Genomic DNA, 21,761 nt, shown 5'->3' with positions numbered 1-21,761 from the left:
TAGGAAGAGGATCAGCCGTCCAGCCTGGGCGCCTGCGGGTGGGGCTTCAGCGCCACATATTCGGCCGGCGCGCGGCCTTCGTGCGCGGCCTCGACGACCGCAAGCGCCGATAGCTCGGCCTGAGCGGTGTTTCGCGCCGTGCCGATGATGTTGTTGGCGATCGCGGCAGCCTCGCTGTCGACGCGCGCGAGGAACCGGTCGGTGAGCAGCTTCACGAGCCGATCGGCGCCGACGGTCGAGAATGCGGAGAACAGCGCGGCCGCTTCCGCCTCCACCCCGGCGCGCGTGGCGAGCCAGTATGCGATCAGCGCCACCATCGGCAGCAGCAGCAGGTCGGCGAAGACCAGCCGGGCCTTCACCTGTACCCCTCGCTTCAGCAGAAGCGCGTATTTCGCCGCGAACCCGAACGTGATCCCGATCAGGATCCAGCCGTATTTCGCCAGCACCGTCTCGAATACCGGCGTCATCGGCAAAGCCCCTTTTATGGTGATGTTCATGCTGGTGCCCCCAGCTGCGCCTTCAGCGCGGCGATTTCGCCGGCAAGCTCCTGCACCGCGGCCCAGAGCACCGGCACCAGCTTCGCCTGGTCGATCGACTGGTAGGCCTCAACCTCCCCGGTCTTCGTCCAGGTCCAGCCCGGCGGGCATTGCGTCTGCGGGATACCTGCGAGCGGTGCGGGCGCGGCTGGTGCTGTGGCGGTGCCAACGGGCTCCCCGTCCTGTTCGCCTGTGGCCGACCAGCCCCAGCCTGCCGGCGCCTTGTCCTGGCGGATGCCGACGATCGGCGCGGGCTGGGGCGGCGGCACCGCGCGGCCGATGTCGACCATCGCGTCCTTCTCGCCCTGCACTGCCTCAGGCACACCGCGCGCTGCCTCGTGGGCCAAAAAGCCGTCGACCGTCACATCCGAGCCGATGAAGTTGAACCGCAACGCGGGCACGCTGAGCACGCGATCGAGGGCACCGGTGATCGGCGTTGGGTTCTCCTTGAGCCGATAATCGCTGTTGGTGTTGTAGGAGACGCCGGTGTCGGTGACGGTGATCGAGCCCGTCTGGACCGGGTTGCCGCCTACGTCGCGGACGAACTGCACCGCGGTGTAGTTGTTCACGTCATAGGTGCTGACCGCGTAGCCGCCGACATAGCCTGCAATCACGCGCAGCGCGCCGCTCGCCTGGATGTTGCCGCTCGATCCGCGCTGACCGTGCACGTTCACCTGGCCCGCGACGTCGAAGAACATCCGATGTGTCGCTCTGTCGGCCGGTCCGATCGCGAGGCTGTTCGGGACGGGGTTCCAGAACGTGGCCCCCGTCGAGCCGAACTGGATGCTCGGAGAGCCGCCGTCGAGCAGGATCGATTCGCCGAACCGCGTCGTGACGCTGAACCGCACCGGCCCCGACACCTCGGCATTGCCGCTCAGGGGCAGCGCGATCTGCGGCAGCGATAGCGATACGGTCCAGGCGGCATAGGTGCCCCCACCGCCGGTGTTCGACACCGAGACCGTCATCGCGCCCGTCGAGCTGTCGTAGGCGGTGATCTGGCCGTGCATGTAGGTCGTGGGCGCGGCCGTGCGGGCGATGATCACGAATTGGCCGCGTGCGAAAGCCTTGCCGGTCTGCTCCAGCGTGAACGTCTTGCTGCCAGTTCCAACAGCCAGGCTCGTGATACTGGTGCCGCTGGTGCCAGGCGCGTTGATGGCGGTGACCGCCGCTGCCTCCATCTCGGCAGCCGTCGCGTTGGTTTGCGCCACGAACAGCGGCAGTGCGCCGAGGAAGTCGTCGGCGCGATCCGAGAACGACGAAGGGTCCGCCCGCGAGGGCGGGTCGGGCAGCGGCGTAATAGCCATGGAGGTCTCCTTAGATCAGCCCCTCGATCGTGAGGCTGCAATAGCTGATCGTCTCCAGCGCCAGGTCCTCGCTGAAGTCCTTGAAAAAGCCGTAGACAGTGAGGCTGTCGAAGCCGTCCTCGCCGATCCACAGCGCCGGTCGGGCGCGGAGCCCGGCAACCGTCCGCTGGATGCCGTCAACCGCTCGCGTCTCGATGAGCGAGCGAATCGTCATCTTCTTCGCCCAGCCGCGTTCGACGACGGTGGTTACGCCGAAATCGTCCGTCGACTTGCGGCTGAAGTCGGTGATCCCGATCGAGGGCCCCGTTTCCGTGATGCCCAGGTCCACGACCTTGCCGACGAGGAGCGTGCCCACGGCCACCGGTCCCGACGGATTATTGCCGGTGATGATCACGCGGACATGCGCGTTCGCGTAGCTCGGCAGATTGTTGATCACCAGGCTGCTCACGCGCCCCGTCTCGGCGCTGAAATAGGTGTACCAATCGGCGATGACGCCGCCGGAGGCGTTGGTGCTATGGGTCTCGTCGAACAGCGTCGTCCCGTCGACCGTCACGATCACCCGCACCGTGTCGGCGGTGGTGTCGAGCACCGCCAGCGAGTTGGCGCGGCCGGGCGCCAGGGTGATGTCGATCGAGCCGGTGCCGATCGACTGTGTGCCGACCGCCTCGTCGAGCATGGCCCAGCGGTTGGTTGGCCCGATATCCACCCAATAGGCTTTATCGCCGGCGGCAGGATCGTGGCCGACGTTCGCGTCGACGACGCTTTCGTAGAGGCGATGAGTGGTGGTCGACGTGACGTGCGCGCCCTTGGCGTAGGATGTGCCGCCAGCCCATGCCGGATAGCCGCTCTGCGGCTCCGCCAGCGAGCTCGAAAGCAGCGAGGCCGTGGTCGCCGGCGTCGGGATCAGGACCTTCATGCCGCCTCCACCGTGGCGATGGCGTCGCCACCGCTCTGCGAGGTGACGTTGTCCAGCACCTTGGCGACCCGCCCGGTGTTGCCTGCGATCGCCGCGTTGCCCGCGTTGTTCTCGCTGCGCAGCTGCTCGACCTTGTCGACGACCGCCTGCAGCGCGCCGCGCAGATCGGCCATCGCTGCCGCATTGTCGTTGGAGCTGCCGCCGGCCGCCGCCTGGGCCGTCGCTGCGGCGGACAGTCGCGCAGCATCCGCCTGCGACGAGGCGGCCGCGCCGAACGCGGTGATCGCGTCATAGGTCTGCTGCAGGCTCGCTGCCGTCTGCGCCTGCACCCGGTCGAGCTCCTGCCGGCTGGTCGCCGCATCGGCCGCCGCGGCGAGCAGCGCCTGCGACAGCTGGGGCAGGGACTTCGCCGCGTCCTGGTCGCCGCCGCGCGCAGCGGCGCTGGCCGCATTGAACTGCCCGAGCAGGCTGGCGAAGGTGTTCGAGCCGGTGGCGTCACTCAGCCCGCGGATGCGCTTGATTTCGTCCGTGATGCTGTCGCCGACCGACTTCCACGCCTGGCGCAGGTCGTCCGCCGCCTTCGCCGCATCCTGTGCGTCCTGGATGGCCCAGATCTGCAGCTGGATCGCGCGGTTGCTGGCATCGAGCTTCGCCAGGTCGAGCTTCCGGATCTCGTCCGTCTTGCCCTGCAGCTCGAGCAGCTGGCGCTCGAGGTCCTGCCGCTCGCTGAGGATGTCGGCCGCGCTCTTCGCGCCCTCCATGGATTGCTGCAGGTCGGCGAACGCCGGCGCCAGCTTGAGCAGCGTGGCATACGCGGCCTGGCCCGCGGCGGTGTTCAGGTCCTGCGCTTCCACCAGCTGCCGGAACGAGGCGAGCGTCGGCGGCACTGCGAAGCCGAGGCTGGCGAACACCTTCGCCATCTGCGCGGTCTTCGCCGCTGCCTGCTCCTCCTGGGTGTAGAAGGCCTGGAAATATGCGCCGGCCGCGTCCGTCAGCGCCGAGACGCTGTCGAACTGATCGGCAAGCCCCAGCTTCGCCCCCACGCCGAGGTTGCGGGTGCTGGTGCCGAGCAGGTCGAGAGAGGTGGTGACCTGCTCCACGGTCGAGGCAACACGGATCAGCGTCTCGAACGCCCCCTCGCCCACCTTCTGGTACTGGGAGACCAGCGGGAAGGCCGCCGTCGCCATGTTGTCGGCGGCGGCGCCGAACACGGCGTTCAGCTTCTCTTGGATCTGCTCGCCGGTGAGGCCCTTCAGATCGATCTTGCCGATGTTCACGACAAAGCCGTTGAGCCGCTGCTGGATCGCGTCCGTCGACTCGCCGAGCGGGCCGGCCGCCGCCTTGATCGAATCGTTGAAGCTCCGGAGGATCAGGGTGAACTGGTTCGACAGGTTAGGGTCCAGCGCGCCGTATTCGGTCGAGTAGGACCGACCGGAGACGATGCCAAGGAACTTGTGGGTCTTCGTCACGTCCGAATAGGCCTGGCCGTTGAAGCCCCCGTTGAGCACGCTGCCGAGCGACTGCGCGCCGCCATAGATGCCGCTGCCGGTCACGTCGGTGCGGGTGCCGAACAGGCCGCCGAGGATCTTGCCGAGCAGGCCACCCGCAAGGGCGCCGATCGGGCCGAGGAGCGCGCCACCAAGCGCGAAGCCAGCGACGCTCCCGATGCCCTTGCCCTGCGAGTTGTTGTAACCGGTCACGATGTCGCCGCTGGCGTTGATATCGCCGCCGCGGACGATCACCGAGGCCACCCCGCTCAGCTGGCTGTCGATCGACTTGAGCGAGGCGAGCATCTGGCGCGAATAGACGTTGGTCAGCGTGTCGACCGCCTTCAGCTCGTCGATCGCGCGCTTGATGCTCTCGCTCTTGGCCGAAGTGTCGCCCAGCACGGTGCCGGTGCCGGTGTTCGTCGGCTGCGCGGTGTGGCCGCCGCCGCCGACCAGGCTCCCGATCACCGCGACGCCCGCGGCGACCAGCGCGCCGGCCGTGGCCGCCATGGCGACGATGTTGAACGGGAACGGCAGCTTGGACTGGGCGGCAATGCCCTCGGTACCCTGTGCGGTCGCGCGGGCAGCGCTGTTCGAGACGATGCCGAGCGTTTCGGCGACGTCCTGCGCCATGGCTCGCACCGACATCGCGAACTGGATGGCGCGATAGGCCTTCTCCGTGGCCGCGAGGATCTCGTAGCCCTTGCTGTTCTCGCTGAAGAAGCCCTTCGCGGCGCCAGCCATGTCGCCATAGAGGTCGATGCGGGTGGTGGCGGTACGGAGGGCGAATTTCGAGTTTTCTCGCTCGATCGCTGCGGATTTCTCCTCGCCATTCACCATCGATCCGATGATCTGGAGGCGCGCGCGGTGAACGGCGTTGAGCTTTTCCTGATCGGCTCGGTATGCTGCGAAGCGACCAGTCAGATCACCAATAGCCCTGCCGACATCACCGAATGCATCGGCCATACCGCTCGCCGCCTCAGAGACGTTCTCGGCAATCTGCTGTAGAATGTCACTTTGGTAGGTCAGCTTCTCATTCGCCACCTCGGTTTTCAGACGAAGCTGCTCCTGCAGATCGACGACCTTCACCTGCGTTGCGACATAGCCGATCGTCTGGAAGGTGTCGTACCGCTGCGCCTCGGCGTACTGCAGCGCCTGCACAATCGCGAGCTGATGCGCCCGAGCGGCATCGGTCTGCCCTACGAGGTCCAGCTCCGTGCGGAGCTCTGCAAGCCGGCGCGAGCCGCTCGCGATGTCCGCATTGTAATTCGCGGTGACCTTCGTGGCCTCGAGATCGGCGCGAGCCTTCTGCTGGTCGCGCAGCGCCTTGCTCGCCTTCTCCGCGGCGTCGGTGAACGCCTTCTGGCGCGCAACGTCCTTCTTGCCTGCCGCTTCCGCCGCCACGGACTGGGCGGCCTGGATCGCGGCGAGGAGCGGGAGATCCTCCATCTGGGCGCGCACCAGGTCGATCGCCTGCGATGCTGGCGTGAGACCAGCCGCCACCGACGCGTTGACCTTCGCCTGGATGTCCGCCTGCTGTTCCATGGAAGCGACGCCCTTATCGGCGTCCGAGACACGCTGCGCGATCGACAGACGGATCTGGCGATCGACCGCTGCGCCGATGTCGCCCCGATCCTTGATGGCCCGGCTCTCCGCCTTGACCCGCGCCTCGGCGATCAGCGCAGCGCCGCTCGACACGCCGTAGGCGGTGCCGAGCGCGTAGAGGTTGCGGATCTGCGCCTCGGTCGACGCAGCCTCGCGCGCCAGCGTCTCGGCGTGGCTCTGCCCCGAGCGGCTGGCCTGGACCCGCGCCCGCGCCGCATTGGCCGCCGCGGTGGCTTGGGCCTCCTCGGTGGTCACCAGTTTGCCAGACGCCTCAACCTGCGCCTTCTGAGCAGCCAGCTCGGCCTTTCGGGCCGGCGTTTTTGCCGCTGCGATCTGCGCATCGAGCTGGGCCAGCCGCACGGCCTTCTCCGCCGGCGGAATATATGTGCGCACGGCGTTGCTCAGCATCTCCTGCGACTGGCGCAGGTCCTTCAGCTGTTCGGACGTGAAATTCGAGAGGCGGCCCGTGTCGGCCAGGACGCTGTTGACGATGCCCAAATCGCCCTTGAGCTTATCGAACTGGTCGCCGCCAGTGACCCGGCCGACGATCGCCATGGCCTTCTGACCGTTCACACGGGCCTGCGCGGCGGCGCTGCGCTCCCTCTCCGCCGCCTGCTCCGCCTTCAGCTGCGCCTGCATGTCGGCGATCCGCTTGTCGTAGACAGAGGTGTCGCCAAAGCCGCCGGTCTGCTGCAGGTAGCGATAGCGCTGCTGGTACTGGTCCTCGATCTTCTGGGTCAGCGTGCCGCCGCCGAGCGCGCGATCAATCGCCTTGCCCATCGCCGTCCAGGCGTTGCTGGCAGCGGTAGCAATAGCATCCCACGCGCCGGCGAGCCCAGTGGCGTGCACCGCGGCCTTGTCGAACTGTGGGGCCAGCCCGCCGAGCAGCACCTGCTGAGCGCCATACAGATCGTTCTGCTGCACCAGTTCCTGAATATGGTCGATCTGCGCCTGGGTGAGGATGCCATAGCGGAGGGTCAGGTCCTCCGCGCCCTTCACCGGATCCTGGAAGGCTGCACCGAGTTCCTTGGCGGCGCCAGCAGCATCCTGTCCCGTGGCCCGGGCGAAGCCGGTGGTGGTCGCGGTCAACCCCGCCAGCACGTCCCGGCCGATACCCCCCATCTGAACATAGCTGTTCTGCACGTCGCGAGCCGCGGCGACGCTCATGTTGCCCGCCCGCGAAGCCGCTTCCGCGCCCGCTTCGAGATTATCGGCCGTCGCGCCGATCACCAGGCCCGCGCCCCGCGCGAGGTCGGCCGATTTCTGGACAGCGTCGCTGTACTGCCACCAAGCGGCGACCGCAGCGATCACCGCCACGCCAGTCGCGCCCGCGGCGATCGCCGCCGGGGTCAAAAGGCTCCCGATCGAGCGGGCGAGGCCAGCGATGCCGCCCTCGGCCATCTGCGCCTGCTGGGTGATCTGGCCGCCCTGCTGGATCAGCACCTGCAACGGCTTTTGGCCGGTGAGCAGGCCGCCGATGATGTCGGGCAGCTGCACCGCAATCATCCGCAGATCCTGCTGCGTCCTGCGGTTCGCGTCGTTCATGCCCTTCTGGGCGTCCTCGACTTCCTTAAGTGCAGCGCGCTCCATGCGCAGCTTGCCGACATATTCATCCAGGCTGAGCACGCCCGCGCCGACCGCGCGCTGCGCGACCGCGATTTCGTCGTTGAAGCGCTTCTGCGCGGCCGCCGCAGGATTCAGGCTCGCGCGAATGCGGTCGGCAGCGGCGGCAAGCTCTTCTTCCTCCCGCACCATTTGCGTCAGGGCGCTGAACGAAGCCCCGGACTGCACGGCACTCGTTCGACCGAGGCCGGTGGTGCGCTCCAGCGCGGACTGGATGCTAGCGCGCTCTGCAAGGAGGCTATTCTGCTGGCGCTGCGCGGCGATGAGCTCCTGCTCGGCGGCGGCTTCACGCTCGGCAAGCTCGAGCGCACGCTCCCGCTCTGCCAGCGCCGATACAGTGGCGCCCCCCTGCGCCGCCGTCGGGCGATCGGTCCCGTTCAGGCGGTCAAGGGCGGCCTCAAGCCGGGAGCGCTCGAGCAGCTGCGCGTTCAGTGCTGCTTCCTGGCGCTCGCGCTCTGCAGCGGCTGCAGCCTGGGCGCGCATCTCCGCGGCGAGATTGTCCTCGCTGAGCTTGCTCTGCGCGGCTTCGAGCGCGCGCATGCTGGCGGTGAGGCGGTTGGCGGCGTCAGTGTTGCCGTCTCGAGCGGACGCCAGCGCCAATGCCTCGGCCCGCGCTGCACGCTGCTCTTCACGGGAGCGGCCGACCGCCTGGGTCTCGCGATCAAAAACGGCGATCATGCGCTCTATCTGGCGCTCGGTGTTGCGCTTCTCTCGCCGAATTTCCTGCTCCGAACGGGTGGTCGCGTTGCCGACGGTGGTGATCTGGCCCACCACCGCGGACGCATTCACCATGCCGCCGGTTTCGCGCTCCACCCGCTTGGCGGACTGCACCAGTTGGTATTCGGTGGTGTTCATCTCGGCGCGGAGGCGCGCCAATTCCCCGAACGATTCCGCCGGGTCGATGATCATGCCGATTTCAAGCATCGGCGTGCCGTCGTCCATGGGCGACCTCCACGAGAAAAGCCCCGCAGAAGCGGGGCAGGTAAAATCTAGTCGGGATGCTCAGCTGAGCGGCTCAGCAGACAGCTGCGCGGCTCAAAACTTCGCGGGAGGGAAACCGCTGAATGGGGCGGCCGAGCAGGTGGCTTCTTCGGTCAAAGGACCGTCGAGCCCCCTAATCCAGTGACGTAGTTTGCCGGTTAGCCGATTGATGACGATGGTCTGTTGGACCTCCCCGGGTGTTCCGGTCGTATCCATCAAGGTCATGTCACCCGACGTGACCGGGCCCATTTTCCAGATGCGGGAGCAGTCTTGTTCGCATGCCTGCCCGATCGCAGCATCAATGCGATATCGGATTGGCGTCTTTCCGAAGTTACAGATCAGGTCGAACTGCTGCTCGTCCGCCATTGCTGGCGAAGCCACCAGGGCGGATGCCAATACGAGCGCGCGAAGACCGATTCCCATGCGCGCACACTATCGTCAGCCCAGGACCATTTCTAGCGCCCTGTTTGCCGCCTGCTTCTCGGCGTCGGTGACCTGCCAAGCCCAGGGCGGAGGGCAGTTCTCACTCTCGGCGCGGCGCTGCTCGGCGACATATTCGACCGATAGGCGCCGGATCAGACGAGCCTCCCACGGGGTGAGGTCGATACATGCCCGGCGAGCCCAGGCGTCGATCGTGAGCCAGCTGATCGGGCCCGCTCCCATGCCGGCGGCCTCCGTGAGGCCCACCTCGAGCAGGTGATCGATGACATGGGGCAACGGGTTGGGCGGCAATGGCAGATCGACGCCATCGGCCTTCATGCGCTCCGCCCGGGTGACCTTCGGCGCGTCCGCGGCGACCTTCGCCCGCTTGGTCCGCTCGTCCGGCTTGGGCGCGGTGTTGAGCCACGCCATTTGCCGGACGAACACGATCAGCTGGCTGCTTACTTTCCCGTGAAGTTGCCCCAGTCGCTGATGAACTTCCATACCTGCTTGGGGATGAAGCCCAGCGTCGGGTCGGCGTAGAGCGCCTTGAACAGCTCGACGCCCTGCGCGTCGCCAGCCGGCGGATACTTCAGGTTCTCGAAGCCGACGGTCACCGCGGCGAGATCTTCGGCGCTCTGCCGGACGCGCTCCTCGGCGCTGGTGGCGGCGATCTCGCCGTCGTTCGCCTTGAGGCGCTTCACCGCGCGGGCGGACTGGGCCGTTTCCAGAGCGGAGAAAGCGGCGCTGCCAGGGCTGTAGACGATGATGCGGACCGGCTGGGTGCGCGCCGCGTCTGCATAGAGCGGCTCGCCGGCAGCGTTCTTGAGGTGGATAGCGGCGGTGTCGGAGACCGCCTGGCTGGTGATATCGAACATGGGGTGACCTTTCGCGGGATTGGTGCGCCAGCCCGTCACGCATCCCGCGATCACGCGGCGAGCTGGCGCAGAGTGAAACCGGCGTCGCGGGCGCCGGGCAGGATCAGGTGCCGGCGACCTTCACGATCTTCGAGCAGATCTCGACGGTCGGCGTCGCCATCACGACCGGGTCAGCGCCGTCGATCGTCTCCGGCCAGCCGAACACGCGCGCCTGGAAGTACCGCTTGGCGCCGTTCTGGTAGGTGACGCGGATCGAGTAGAGCGCGTTCGTCTCGTCGTCGGCGGCCGTGCGGAAAATCGTCTGGCCGGCGTCGGTGTCGTCGATTGCGAACGACGGCTGGAGCGAGCCATAGTCCGCGCTGCCCTTCAGCTTCTGCTTGGGCCCTTTGAGCGGCTGGAACTCGGTCTTGGCGTAAGTCGAGCCGATCGCACCGAGTTTTTCGCAGTTCCCTGCTTCGGTGAACGTCAGCGCGGCATAGCCGGTGGCGTCGAAAGTGGCCGGGGCAGCAACCGAAATTGCGATCGACGCCCCGGCTCCGGTCTGGAGACCCATGGTTCTACTCCTTGGTGGTGAGCCGGCGTCGCCGGCGGGGGATCAACCGCAGATCGCGGCCGAACTGGTCAGGCGGCAGGCTTATCGGCCGCCTTCGCGGGGGCGGGCTTCTGATCCGAGATCAGGCCGGCTGCCTTGAAGTTGCGATATTCGCCGTCGGTGAAATCGTGGGCCTTATCGCCCTCGTATTCTTTCTCGGTGCCAGCATCGCGGAAAGTCTTCAGCGCATAGGCGGTCTTCGTGGTCGACATGGTCTTCTCCTCTTGGGCTCAGACTGCGACGTCGTGGCTGACGCGGAGGTCCTGAGTTCGTTCGAAGGCGCCCCCCAGGCCGATGCCCTCGGGCCCTGCGCCGTCGGTGGTGATCGAGACGGCAGAGCCGCCGCCGATATCGCCCGTCTGATGAGCACAGCAGCGCACGACCAAGCGGCGCAGCAGGCGCTGGTCGCGCAGATTGTCCGCGCGCACCTTCACCGACACGCGCTCGGTCGTGCGAACCGCTGCAGGGCGCTTCAGCGGCTTCCGCTCGACCGTGCTGGTCGTGCTGAGCAGCACCTGCGGCAGCGGAGCGTCATCGGGCAGCCTGCCGATCTTGATGCGCTCCGCCGGGACGATCTCGGTGAGATCGGCGGAGCCGCGCAGCAACGCGCCGACGATGTCCGCAGCTTCTGGCCCGTCGCTCATTGCTCTTCCTCGGGCTCTACGGAGCCGACGATCCTGCCGCCGACGATCCTGCTGTTGATGTACGCCTGCGCCGCACGCACCGCGTCGGCACCGCGGATGTCGAGCGCTGGGCGAAGGAACGGCTTGTCGACAGCGCCGGGATGGCGAACGGTGTCGCCGACGAACTGCCCGTTGATCACCAGCGAGCCCGCCTTCACGAGCCTGTTGATCCTGCCGATCGAGCGGCCCTGCCGCTGATCCTCGGCAACCTTGATGAAGTGCGGCTCGGTCCCCCACTCCTGCCAGACGCCGAGCGAATATGCCCAGCCTGGGCGCACGGTGACCTTGACGACGATGCGGCCGTCGCGGCTGGACTGCCGCGCGTAGATGCCCTCGCGCAGATCCTTGGAGTCCGCTCCTTCCTTCGCTGCTTCCACCAGCACCGCGCCACCAGCGCGGCCGGCGCCGCGGAGCAGCTTACCCTCAATCTCCTTCGGCAGCTGGGCGAAGAAGCGGTCGACCGCGTCCCGCCCGCGCACCGTCACCATCAGGCGGTGTTCCCGGCCGGGCGATAGTCCTCGACCATCATTTCGAGGCCCTCGCGGAAGCCCAGCTCGGCAGGGACCGTAATGATCTGCATGATGCGCTCGGGCACGTAGGCGGCGGCGACCTTGCGGAGCAGCACCAGGCGCATGTCGCTGGTGATGTCCGCCCGGTACCGCATCCGCACGCGCGCCGGGCGCGCCGCGACGTTGATCCCATCGGCCAGGCGCTCGCCGCGGCTGGGCAGCTGGTCCTGCACTTCGGCCCACACCGGCGACCCGACCGCCGCCCATGTGCCAGAGCCCGCGCCGTCGAGGCTCGTGTCGGGCACCGGTCGCTCGATCTGGATGCGGCGGTTCAGCCGCCCCGGCTGGATGATCGCCATCAGACGTGGGTCGCGCGCGCCGCGTGCTGCAGCATGTTCTTCGCCGCCTCGATCGCCGCGCCATAGTTGCCGGTGCGCTCGGTCATCATGCCGGCGACCAGCACCTGGATCGCCTCGACGTACAACTGCGGCACCTTCCCGGCCTCGTAGCCGGCAGTATAGGCAACCGTGATGCCGCCGCCGGCCCGCAGCTGAGGCCAGCGCGCGCCGAGCGCGGGCACGATGCGGGTCGGATAGGTGCCGATCGCGGTGCCGAAGTCGGTGAACGTCGCGTCACCCTCAAGCCCGTCGAACGCGATCGCGTCAATCGAGAGGATCGGGCGGCGGTAGATGGTGAGGGCCTTGCCCCAGGCGGGGAAGCCCATCGTCAGTGTGCGCTTGGCGAGGATCCGGCCGGTGTGGCGCTCCACCCACTCGCGCGCGCTGGTGATCTTCTGCGCGATCAACGCGTCCTCGATATCGTCATCGATCCGGCACTGCGCCCGCGCCTGCTCGACGGTCAGCGGCTCGACCAGCGGGATACTCGGGGCCGGCGCGTCGTCGGTCATCGCGGCATAGGCCGCGACGACTTCCGCGTCGGTGGCGCTGTCGGGCAGGCCGACGAGCTGCCGCATCTCGGCGAGGGTCATTCGATCACCTGAAAGCGCGCGATATAGACCGGGCCGTCGCCGTCGCGGGTGGTGGCGAGCCGCACGTTCTGACCGTCGAGAATGCCACCCTTCACGCTCTCGGGGCGGGCTGAGGAGCGGTTGGGGACGAACGATGCACGGTTGCCCTGCACACCGGCGAGGCCTTCGAACACGCCCGCGATCTCCAGCCGGACGCGGCGCCCGTTGTCGACGTTCACAGCTGCCGCACCGTCAGCACCGCGGTGCGCTCATAGCGCTTCGCTGGCGCGCCGTCGGTCACCACCCGCACGGTGATTGCGACCTGCACGCCCGCCGCGGCGAAGGCAGCCGATTCCCACGCCGATTGATCGACCAGGAACCAGAGCTGGATCTTGTCGCCCGCGATATCGATGATCGGCGCATAGGCGGGGGCGGTGTCGACCGAAATCCCGAGCAGCGCGGCAGAGGACGAGACCTTGATCGCATCGATGCTGGCGATCATCTCGCCCTCGTCGAGCAGGTCCTTGAAGCTGATCGCGTACGGCGCATGGTCGCCGGGGTCGTAGGGCTGCGCCCAGGTGACAGCGCCCAGCGGGATGTTGTTGGGGCGCGATGCCGTCGGCTGGATAATCGCCATGGCCGCGGTGCGATCCGGCGTGGCGATCACCGGGCCGATGCCGGCCCCCGAAGGAGCAGAGAGCAGGCCGAGGACGATCAGGTGCGTCAGCATGGCGGGAGCCTCCTGTTAGCCGGGGATGATGCGGACCGCAGGGAGCAGGTCGGCCGTAGAGCCGGGCGTGATCGCCGCGCGGGCGATCAGCACCGCGTAAAGGCTGGTGCCCGCCGGCAGGCGGAACGGCAGCCCCACGGCGAGGTTCTGCGCCAGCGCCGCGGCGCCCAAGGCGCTCCAGTCGGTGAGGTGGATCACGCCGACGATCTTGTCGATGTCGGCGGCGGCGATCGTCGGCGCCGTCTTGTCGGTCAGCGTCGATGCGGTCGGATCGGCCGAGAAGATGATCATGTCGATCGCGGCCGTGGTCGCGGTCTTCGACAGCAGGCTCGCGGCCTGGATCAGGCCTGCGCCGGCGGCGACGCGCGCAGCGTTCGGCAGCGTGAACTTGGTGCCGATCACCTGGCCGGCCGCGTAGGCCGAGGCGCTGACCGTCGGAGGTGCGGCGGGGGCGCTCAGCAGCACGTCGCCGCCGATCTTGCCCATATAGTTCTCGCCCGCAGGCGTTGCCGCGAGGACGCCGTCGGCGATCGTCTTGAGGCGGCCGAGCATCGTGTAAGCAGCGGGATTGGCTGCGACCAAACCCATGGCGTCGACGCCAGCAGCGTCCGCGATCAGGTTCAGCGCGAACAGGATGCCGCCGATTTCCTTCAGCGCCAGGACTTTGCCGTCAGGGACCGGCGTCGTGATGTTGTCGGCCATGGGGCCCTCCTTCGGTAGGGTGAATGGGCCGCGCGCTCGGCGCGGCCCGGGATCACTTCGCCTTCAGCGCCTCTTCGACGACTTCGTGGCCCGGCTTGTGCGGATCGTTGAAGTCGATGCGGTTCTGCTCGGCGGTGGTGCCGGCGCGAGGATCGCCATCCAGCGCCGGGTGGTCGAGCGCGGCGTGCACTTCGACCTCGGGAGCGCCGGATGCGCCGAAGTCGCCCTTGTCGGTGGTGGTCGCGGGCTCCGCCGCGTGCGTGGTAGCTTTGGTCATGGGGGCCTCCATGGTTGACCGAAACGGCGCAACCCGGCGCCGCTTCGATCAACCGGGCCAGCCGAAGCCGGCCCGGTGAGGTTCGAGGATCAGGCGCCGATCTGGATCACCTTCATGGCGTCCGGGTTCTTCACCCCGCCGCCCACGCGCTTCGTGCAGTAGAAGCTGATGTAGGGCTTGTTGGTGTAAGGATCGCGCAGGACGCGGAAGCCGATGCGGTCGATCACCAGATAGGTCTCGCGCATGTCGCCGAAGGCCATGGCGTTGTTGCCTGCGGCGGCGTTCGGCATGTCGGGCATGTCGACGACCGGATAGCCCGCCAGCGTCGACGGCTGCCCGGCGACGAAGGTCGGCTGCCAGATGTAATTGCCCTGCCCGTCCTTCAGCTTGCGGATCGCTCCGAGCGAGCTGCGGTTGGTGAAGAACTTGGCGTTGGGCGTGTAGATCGCCGGCAGCTTGTAGACCGCGTCGATCACCTTGTCGGTGGTGAACTTGGCCGCGTCGCCGCTGGTGAGCACCTCGATTGCGCCCCACGGGTGCCGGGCCGCCGCAGAGCCGCCGGTCGCGTAGTTCAGGAACCCGTACGGCTTGTTCGTGCCGTCACCGGCAACGAATGCGATGCCTTCCTGGCGGCTGAACTCGGTGTCGATCTCGCCGGTCAGCCAGCTCTCGAGGTCGATCTCGGCGTCGTCCAGCACGTCCTGCGAGGCGGCGGCGTTCGCATAGAGCTGCCCCAGGCCGAACGCGAGCGCGGTAAACTGCGGCGTCGCAGTCGCCGGGCGCGCGGCCGTCTCGCCGACCCAGCCGCTGCCGACCCCGCGATCGGTGAAGAGCTTGGTGAAGCCGGCCTTGCTGATCGTGATCACCGTCGATTCGGCGCGCATCGGCGTGATGAGCTTCAGGCGGCCGGAGATGGTGCGGTCCCACTCCACCGGGGTCAGCAGGCCACCATCGGCGGGCACGCCCTCCGACATCGCAGCACGCGGCCCCTTCTTCTGCTCGGCGGCGAGCTTGAACTCCTCCTCGCGGCCACCCGCCCGCATGAACGAGGCGAAGGCGTTCGTATATTCCGGGTCGGAGGGCGCCACATTGGTGCCGCCGTTTAGCGAGGCTGCCGCCAGCTTCGCCGCGTGATCGTTCAGCGCCGTCTCCAGCGTGTTGAGCGTGGCGTTGATCGTCTCGAGCTTGGCCTTCACCGCCGCGTCGTCGGCCTTGGCGCCGAGATTGCTCTCGATGGTCGCCTTGAACTCGTTGTGGGCGTTCTGCAGTTGGGCGATCATCGCCTTGGGGTCGGTGTTCGCGTCGGCACGGACGGTCGCCGCGACCAGCGCACGCGGCATCGACATGCCGGCGATGATCTCCTGGACCGTCGGCGAGGTATCGAGCTGTGCATCGTCGCCCAGATCGGCGAGGATATCGAAGCGGCCGCGCGGCTGCAGCGTCGGCGCGGTGAGGGTGTAAGTCGGCTTCGGCGTGAACAGCGCGCGAAGCGGATGGGCGAGCACCGTCGCCACCGCCGAGAGGGCGGTTCGAGTAGTGAACTTCATGGTCTTCTCCTGGTCTCAGGCTTGGAAGTCAGCGAGCAGGGACCGCATCGCGGCCATCAGCTCGGGATCGTCGCCGCCAGCGCCAGGCGTGTCGGCATTGTCAGGGGCAGCGTCCGGCGTGCCCTTGAGTGCTTTGATGCGGGAACGCGCTTGCGCCCGCGTCATCCCGCTCGCGAGCAAGGTCAGCTCGAGCGCGCGGATCTCGTTCACCTCCCGGTCGGAGGCCTTGGCCTTCTCGTCGACCTTCATCTGGTCGGCGGAGAGCAGTGCATCGGCGAAGCCGCGGTCGATGGCGGTGCTGCCGGACATGTAGGTCTCGGCGTCCATCCACTTCGTGATCTCCGCAGCCGCCTTGCCCGTGCGCTGGGCGTAGACGTCGGCCATCGCCTGATCGAACGGGGTGAGGAAGGCTGCGACCTCGGCCATGTCGTGGCGGTTGCCCGATGCGACCACCCAGCAATTATGAATCATGACGAAGCTGGCGGCACCGATCTCGACGCGGTCCCCCGCCATGGCGATGATCGAGGCGGCCGAGGCCGCCATGCCCATGACCTTCACAGTGACCTCGGCGGGGTGCTCGCGCAGCACGTTGTAGATCGCAAGGCCCTCGAACATGTCGCCGCCGCCGCTGTTGACCTGCACCTCGACCGGGCGGTTGCCGATCGCGCGGAGCTGAGCGGCGACCTTCTTCGCCGTCACCCCGCCGCCGGTCCACCAGTCCTCGCCGATAACGTCGAACATGGTGATCGTCGCGTCGCCCTGCTCGAGCGCCGCCGGACGAATGCCGGCGGCATCCTCGCTCCAGCGGTCCAGCACCGACACCGGCGAGAAGGCCGACACCTTGCGGTCGGCCGGCACGGGCAGCGCGCCCGGGCGCTCGCGGGCCTGGACAATGCCGACGATCGCGCGCGGGCGCCCCGGCGTCGCGCCGGTGGGCTTCGCGCCGGGCAAGGGCTTGCTGCCCAGCGTCTTGATGGCGTCCGGTCGCCCGGGCGCGCGCGGTTGCTCGCTCATTCGGTTTTCCCTTGCGATTGCGGGGCTGCGGTCGGTTGCGGGATGGCGTCTGGGCCAGTCTCGTCGCCTGTTTTCGGGTTGAGGTCGAAGGCGGCGCGCACCTCGTTCGGCGATCGATAGCCCTGGTTCGGGCCGAGGGCGGCCTTGAAGAACTCCGCCTGATCCTTGAGAGAGCCGCGCAGCAGCGCCCCCTCGTTGAACTTCACGTAGAGCTGTTCCGCGTTCTGCTCGGCTTCGGTGAAGCACGAACGCTCGATCGCCTGCTCCCAGGCGACGAACCACGGCATCAAGCAGTAGGTGACGAAGAACAGGCCGAGCTGCTCGATGCCGCTGCCCCAGCTGGTTTCGTCGAACATAAGCAGCGGGCGCGGCACGCCGGTGAAGCGGGAGACCTCCTCCGCCTGGCGCTTCCGAAGCTCGTCGTATTGCGCATCGCGCGCGCTGGCGATGAACGGCTTGGCCTTCATGCCCTCTTCGAGGATCATCCAGGTGCCGGCGTTATCGGCGCCGGTGTAATCCTCCGCCATGCTCTCCTTGAGGCGCGCGATCGCCTCGTCGCCGAGGCCCTTGTCGGTTTCCAGCGCGCCGCCCGCCATCACGCCACCGTTGAGCAACTTGCCGGCCGCGCGCTCGGCGTCCGCGGCGATGCCGATGGAGTTGCGCGCCATGTCGATCAGGCTGACGCCGTTCAGACCGTCTCGGGTGACCGGGTGGCGGAAGTGGAAGACTTCGGTGGCGGGCAGGATCACGGTCCCACCGCTCTTCCGGCGATACTCGAACGTCAGCCGCCAGTCGTCGGAGAGCTTCGGCGTGACAGCGCCGCGCGGCAGGGGCACCAGCTGTACCACCTTCCCGCCCAGCCCGCGGATGATCAGGGCATAGGCATTGCCCTGGCGCAGCGCGAGCTGCTGCATGTAGCTCTTGAACTCGAAAGCGGTCTGATAGGTGTTCGGGCGCTTGTGCAGCACCCGATAGAGCGGGTGATCCTTCGCCTTCTCGATGTGCTCCTGCCCGCGCGCGTCGACCGTTCGGCGCATCAGGAAGGTGGGCAACATGCCGATCGACGCCGCAATCAGGTTGACCGCACGAAAGAACGTGCTGTTCCGCAACGAGATCAGCTCGCCGACGTGCGTATCACTCGCCGCTGGCGCTGTACCTCGCACGAAGTCGGCGAACTCCGGGCTGTCGAGGTCCATCACCTGGCGGGCGCTGACCGGGCCGTTGCGCTCGACCATCGTCGGCGCGCGCGGCGCCTCCGATCGGCGATTGCCATATGCGCGGCGGTAATCGTCGGGCGAGATGCCTGCCATGCGCCCTCCTTCAGACCCGAACGATGCCGCGGCGGGTGTAGACGGACGGCGGTACCGCCGCCGGGTTGCGGGCCATCAGCATGACGGCATTGAATAGGGCGATCAGCGGGTCGATCTTGGCCTTGCCGGCGATCTGCTTGGTGATCAGCACCGCGTTCCCGCGCTGCTCCGCCTTGGCGTTGCCGACGCACCAGTTCATCAGCTCCTGCACGGCATGGAGCAGCGTGCCGTCCTTCAGCTTGCGCTCCGATCCCCAGACCGCGGCGGAGAGGCGGAAGCCCTGCGAGATCGCCAGCAGCTGCTTTTCGGTGAAGCCCCGGCCGATCAGTTCGTCGACTATCGCCGCAACCCCTGCCGGGTCGAGCCCGATTGCATACTCCTCCGGGAAGAGGCCCGCGACCTTCACGCGCTCGAGGATGTCCGCCAGCTCGACCAGATCCTGCGTCGGATCGGTGCACTTCGTCAGCGTGCCCTCGGCAATGAAATCGTTGAGCCGGCTGGCGATGTCCTTGCGCCGCTCGAAGACGTCCAGCTGCGCCCAGGCATGCGACCAGCTCAGCCAGGCCTTCGTCTCGCGGTGCCTGCCGAGCAGCGTCATGCCGAGCAAGTCGTCAAGGCCGCCGCCATCGATCCCGGCAACCACCACCTCGCAGATGGCGAGGAACTGCTCGAGCGTGCCGTCCCAGATCTCCGGAGGCGCCGCGGCGGCTTCCCAGTACAGCGCGCCGACCCAGGCATCATGCCGCAGACCGACGCCGATCTCGACGTTGAGGTGCTTCGCGTAGAAGACCTGCTTGGTGCCGTCCTCGGCGTTCTCGACCTTGCGGAACTCGCTCTCCAGCCACTTCTGGCTGACCGAGCGCCCCAGGTTGGGGTTGGTGATGTAGAAGTTCTCGGGGAGCAGATGGTCGCCCGCTGCCATCATCTCCTCAGGGAACTCGTAGAGCACCGGGAGAAATTCGTTGTCCTGCACCAGCCCGTCGCGAACGTCGCGCGCATAGGCCAGCTTGTCCTTGAACACGCCCGCCGGCGGCTCGTCCGACTGCGTCGTCAGATAGAGGGTGTACCCCTCCGGCCTGGAGACCTGCCCGCCCGCCGCCTCGCGGAGCATCGCGTCGGCCGTCGCCTTCTTGCCGAACAGCCAAAGCTCGTCGACCAGCACCCGGCTGGCCTTCTTGCCCGACACCGTCGCGCTGTCGGCCGCGACCACCTTCAGGGTGGCCTTGGTCACCCGGTTCGTGATGAGCCGGATATGCTCCTGTATGTGGAGCAGCGCGTCGAGCTCCTCGTCGGCGCGGATCATGTCGCAGGCGGGCTTGAAGCTGTTGCCTGCAACCTCGATCGTCGGCGCCAGGATCAGGTTCTCGTCCGATTCACGCCATCCGCAGATCAGCTCGGTGAGCATGATCCCGGCGGCGATCGTCGATTTCGTGTTCTTCTTCGAGACCAGCAGCATGCCCTCGCGGATCATCTGCTGCCCGGTCTCGTGATCGTACGCGCCGAAGATCGCGGCGGCGAAGTCTAGCAGCCAGCCGTCTGCCGATTCCCCGATAGTCGGGCGGCCCGGCAGGTCGACGATCCGGAGCGACTTGAACACCGCCATCTTCGCCTCTGCGGAGGCGGCGAACAGCGGGTCGAACGGCATGAGCGTTCGCCGCTGCCGGATCCGGTCCTTCCAGTCCAGGCAAGCGGTCGACCAGGTCGGTGCCACCCTACTTCACAGCCTTGAGCGTCGGTGGTCCCAGCGGCTGGAAGCGCCGGCCGACCTCGTTCGCCTTCTCCTGGGCGGCTTGCTTCTTCCCCTGCGGTGCCGCGGCCTCGTTGAGCGTCTTCAGTGCGAGCGCGAGCGTCTTCATCGTGTTCGCCCTATTGCCCAGGCTCAGCGCCTTCAGCATCGCGTCGCGCCGGCTGTCGTCATCATCGTCGGCGGTGGCGGCGATGATCAGATCCTCAAGCTCGCCGCGCTGGCTGGTGACCGCGTCCAGCTCGTCGAGCATCCGCCCGACCAGCCCCCGGCCATCGTCGGCGATCTGGTTGTGATCGCGGGGCGCCTCCGGGTCCGATCGCGGCGGCGGAGGTGGCTGGCGGGCAGGTTCGCACCGGTTCGCACTGCGAACCTCGCGAACCCACCCCAGCGCCTTTGCCTTCTTTCGAATAGCCGCGTCCGAAATCTCGTGCCGGTCAGCTATTTCGCGGATGGAGTCTTCGCCCGCCAAGTATTCGAGCTCGATCCGAGCCCAATCGATAGTCGATTTCCGTGTCGCCATCGGCGGCTACCTCCGGCGAAAGTTCGCACCCCCAGCCGCTCCACCAGGATTTTTTCTGCGCGTGGGACGGGGCCGGTCCAGTGCGGCGGCGCCCGGCCAGACTTTTGACCGGGGGGTGGGTGGTGTCAGCGCTTGTGCTTGCCGCAGCGCGGGCACCATATGGCGGCCTCGCGCTCACCGAGAACGACGAACATCGAACGCTGCCACTGGTGGCGGCAAAGCATGAGCTTCAGTATCCTGATCATGCGCATGTTGCCGTCTCCCTAGGCCCTGCCGCGCTGCTCGGCGCGCTGCTTCGCACCGTCGTGGCAGGGCTTGCAGAGCGTCTGCAGGTTATCGTCGTCCCAGAAGAGGCGCTCGTCGCCGCGATGGGCTTTGCGATGGTCGGCGACGAGCAGCGATGTGTTGGGCTCGATGCGGCCGCAGCCCGGCCACTGGCAGTGATAGGCATCGCGAGCGAAGATCCGGAGGCGCGTCGCGCGCCAGCGAGGCGTCTTGTACCACTGCCGCCACGGGCTCGCCTGCGTCCGCCCGCGATCGCCGCTATCGAATGTGGTGAGCCGGGACGGCAGCGAGGCGAGCCTGGGTGGCAGGCCCGCCAATCTCCGTTTGCTCATAGCTTAGCACTCCTGCCCAAGCGCGGTGCGCTGGTCAGTTGGTGGCGATGCGCAGTGGCATGGTGACCAAGATCGTCTGTCGCCGTAGCTGCTCAAGCAGCGAGCCCCGGAAGGCTGTTCCCGTTCTGTATCAATGTCGGAACGAGTTGCCAAGCCTCGATCTCAACAGGGAACATGCCGCCGAAGTCGACCAGTGCGGAAGCGCCCCGCCCCTCTAGGATGCGGCCGACGAGCCCATCGAACGCAGGCATATCGGACACGGTGACCTCTGCCCCGGTAGGCAGGTCCTTCACCTCTTTGCGCAGAGCTTTTCGCTTCTCCTTCGCGGTCCGCAGCTGCTCGGCGCGGGCCAGCCGCTCAGCCTCGCGTGCCTCGGTGGCGAGCTGCTCGGCGTGCTCCGATGCCGCGCCCTCCTCTGCCATGCGAAGGCCCATGATGCTGGCGTCACGCACAAGAGGAACTCGCCCTGCCCGATGGAATATGGAGAAGCTGGGATGCCTCTTGGGCTCGGCGACAGACGCTCGCACCAAGTCGTCGAGTTGACCGGACCGCGCGAACACGAAGCCAGGCAGGATGGGCAGCTCGACATCGATCAGCTTGCGGGTTTGCCCCAGCACCAAGCGACGCGCCTGCCCCGGCGCCGGCCGACGGATCGTGCGCACCGGCGTCCACACCTCGAAGCCAGCATCGGCCAGTGACTTGGAAAGCGGCACGGTGCGCCCGCCGCTCGTCCGCAGAATGCACCAGGTGCCAGCCGTGCCCATGTTCCCGCTCATCTCAACCACCCCAATACTCC

At 67.5% G+C, this 21,761-nt stretch carries 25 protein-coding genes; all 25 read right to left on the bottom strand.

Annotated features, from left to right (window positions below):
• Positions 1-11: 11 nt before the first annotated feature.
• The gene (locus CA234_RS09780; protein ID WP_126001567.1) at positions 12-467 is read right to left on the bottom strand and encodes a hypothetical protein; all 456 of its coding nucleotides are present in this window, start codon (positions 465-467) and stop codon (positions 12-14) included.
• Between the two features lie 26 nt (positions 468-493).
• Positions 494-1,840, bottom strand: a complete 1,347-nt coding sequence (locus tag CA234_RS09775) for a tail fiber domain-containing protein (protein ID WP_126001566.1) — start codon at positions 1,838-1,840, stop codon at positions 494-496.
• A gap of 10 nt (positions 1,841-1,850) precedes the next feature.
• Complete coding sequence (locus tag CA234_RS09770) at positions 1,851-2,756, bottom strand: hypothetical protein (RefSeq protein WP_126001565.1); 906 nt, start codon at positions 2,754-2,756, stop codon at positions 1,851-1,853.
• Complete coding sequence (locus CA234_RS09765; RefSeq protein ID WP_126001564.1) at positions 2,753-8,413, bottom strand: phage tail length tape measure family protein; 5,661 nt, start codon at positions 8,411-8,413, stop codon at positions 2,753-2,755. Before CA234_RS09765 ends, CA234_RS09770 begins: the two co-directional genes overlap by 4 nt.
• A gap of 93 nt (positions 8,414-8,506) precedes the next feature.
• Positions 8,507-8,875 carry a hypothetical protein gene (locus CA234_RS09760; protein WP_126001563.1) on the bottom strand — a complete coding sequence of 123 codons (369 nt, stop codon included), beginning with the start codon at positions 8,873-8,875 and terminating at the stop codon, positions 8,507-8,509.
• A gap of 15 nt (positions 8,876-8,890) precedes the next feature.
• Positions 8,891-9,376 (bottom strand): hypothetical protein, encoded by a 486-nt coding sequence (locus tag CA234_RS09755; RefSeq protein ID WP_241213418.1) that lies wholly within the window; start codon positions 9,374-9,376, stop codon positions 8,891-8,893.
• Positions 9,334-9,750 carry a hypothetical protein gene (locus tag CA234_RS09750; RefSeq protein ID WP_126001562.1) on the bottom strand — a complete coding sequence of 139 codons (417 nt, stop codon included), beginning with the start codon at positions 9,748-9,750 and terminating at the stop codon, positions 9,334-9,336. Before CA234_RS09750 ends, CA234_RS09755 begins: the two co-directional genes overlap by 43 nt.
• 103 nt (positions 9,751-9,853) lie before the next feature.
• Positions 9,854-10,303, bottom strand: a complete 450-nt coding sequence (locus CA234_RS09745) for a hypothetical protein (protein ID WP_126001561.1) — start codon at positions 10,301-10,303, stop codon at positions 9,854-9,856.
• Positions 10,304-10,371: 68 nt separating this feature from the next.
• The gene (locus tag CA234_RS09740; protein WP_126001560.1) at positions 10,372-10,554 is read right to left on the bottom strand and encodes a hypothetical protein; all 183 of its coding nucleotides are present in this window, start codon (positions 10,552-10,554) and stop codon (positions 10,372-10,374) included.
• A gap of 18 nt (positions 10,555-10,572) precedes the next feature.
• Positions 10,573-10,986, bottom strand: coding sequence for a hypothetical protein (locus CA234_RS09735; RefSeq protein ID WP_126001559.1), 414 nt, complete (start codon positions 10,984-10,986; stop codon positions 10,573-10,575).
• Positions 10,983-11,513: an HK97 gp10 family phage protein gene (locus CA234_RS09730; RefSeq protein ID WP_126001558.1), complete on the bottom strand. Its 531-nt coding sequence runs from the start codon at positions 11,511-11,513 to the stop codon at positions 10,983-10,985. The genes CA234_RS09735 and CA234_RS09730 overlap by 4 nt, the downstream gene beginning before the upstream one ends.
• Positions 11,513-11,893: a head-tail adaptor protein gene (locus tag CA234_RS09725; RefSeq protein ID WP_241213417.1), complete on the bottom strand. Its 381-nt coding sequence runs from the start codon at positions 11,891-11,893 to the stop codon at positions 11,513-11,515. Before CA234_RS09725 ends, CA234_RS09730 begins: the two co-directional genes overlap by 1 nt.
• Positions 11,893-12,522 carry a head-tail connector protein gene (locus CA234_RS09720; RefSeq protein ID WP_126001556.1) on the bottom strand — a complete coding sequence of 210 codons (630 nt, stop codon included), beginning with the start codon at positions 12,520-12,522 and terminating at the stop codon, positions 11,893-11,895. Before CA234_RS09720 ends, CA234_RS09725 begins: the two co-directional genes overlap by 1 nt.
• Positions 12,519-12,740, bottom strand: coding sequence for a hypothetical protein (locus CA234_RS09715; RefSeq protein ID WP_126001555.1), 222 nt, complete (start codon positions 12,738-12,740; stop codon positions 12,519-12,521). Before CA234_RS09715 ends, CA234_RS09720 begins: the two co-directional genes overlap by 4 nt.
• Complete coding sequence (locus CA234_RS09710) at positions 12,737-13,231, bottom strand: hypothetical protein (RefSeq protein ID WP_126001554.1); 495 nt, start codon at positions 13,229-13,231, stop codon at positions 12,737-12,739. Before CA234_RS09710 ends, CA234_RS09715 begins: the two co-directional genes overlap by 4 nt.
• Before the next feature lie 15 nt (positions 13,232-13,246).
• Positions 13,247-13,933 carry a hypothetical protein gene (locus tag CA234_RS09705; RefSeq protein WP_126001553.1) on the bottom strand — a complete coding sequence of 229 codons (687 nt, stop codon included), beginning with the start codon at positions 13,931-13,933 and terminating at the stop codon, positions 13,247-13,249.
• A 52-nt stretch (positions 13,934-13,985) separates the two neighbouring features.
• Positions 13,986-14,210: a hypothetical protein gene (locus CA234_RS09700; RefSeq protein ID WP_126001552.1), complete on the bottom strand. Its 225-nt coding sequence runs from the start codon at positions 14,208-14,210 to the stop codon at positions 13,986-13,988.
• Between the two features lie 89 nt (positions 14,211-14,299).
• Positions 14,300-15,757 (bottom strand): phage major capsid protein, encoded by a 1,458-nt coding sequence (locus CA234_RS09695; protein WP_126001551.1) that lies wholly within the window; start codon positions 15,755-15,757, stop codon positions 14,300-14,302.
• A 15-nt stretch (positions 15,758-15,772) separates the two neighbouring features.
• Positions 15,773-16,771 (bottom strand): head maturation protease, ClpP-related, encoded by a 999-nt coding sequence (locus tag CA234_RS09690; RefSeq protein ID WP_126001550.1) that lies wholly within the window; start codon positions 16,769-16,771, stop codon positions 15,773-15,775.
• Positions 16,768-18,006, bottom strand: a complete 1,239-nt coding sequence (locus CA234_RS09685) for a phage portal protein (protein ID WP_164521764.1) — start codon at positions 18,004-18,006, stop codon at positions 16,768-16,770. The genes CA234_RS09690 and CA234_RS09685 overlap by 4 nt, the downstream gene beginning before the upstream one ends.
• A gap of 85 nt (positions 18,007-18,091) precedes the next feature.
• Positions 18,092-19,726, bottom strand: coding sequence for a terminase large subunit (locus CA234_RS09680; RefSeq protein ID WP_164521763.1), 1,635 nt, complete (start codon positions 19,724-19,726; stop codon positions 18,092-18,094).
• Positions 19,727-19,793: 67 nt separating this feature from the next.
• Entirely contained in the window at positions 19,794-20,348 is a 555-nt protein-coding gene (locus tag CA234_RS24860) for a hypothetical protein (protein WP_241213416.1), read from the bottom strand.
• 125 nt (positions 20,349-20,473) lie between these two features.
• Positions 20,474-20,599, bottom strand: a complete 126-nt coding sequence (locus CA234_RS25185) for a hypothetical protein (protein WP_277600215.1) — start codon at positions 20,597-20,599, stop codon at positions 20,474-20,476.
• Positions 20,600-20,611: 12 nt separating this feature from the next.
• Positions 20,612-20,965, bottom strand: coding sequence for an HNH endonuclease signature motif containing protein (locus CA234_RS09670; protein WP_206431156.1), 354 nt, complete (start codon positions 20,963-20,965; stop codon positions 20,612-20,614).
• 92 nt (positions 20,966-21,057) lie between these two features.
• Positions 21,058-21,750 (bottom strand): hypothetical protein, encoded by a 693-nt coding sequence (locus CA234_RS09665; RefSeq protein WP_126001548.1) that lies wholly within the window; start codon positions 21,748-21,750, stop codon positions 21,058-21,060.
• Positions 21,751-21,761 lie beyond the last annotated feature (11 nt).

It is taken from the genome of Sphingomonas sp. ABOLE, assembly GCF_003950455.1.
Lineage (GTDB): Bacteria > Pseudomonadota > Alphaproteobacteria > Sphingomonadales > Sphingomonadaceae > Sphingomonas > Sphingomonas trueperi.
The sequence above is the reverse complement of the archived record's forward strand: the minus strand, read 5'-3'. Positions and strand labels throughout refer to the sequence as shown.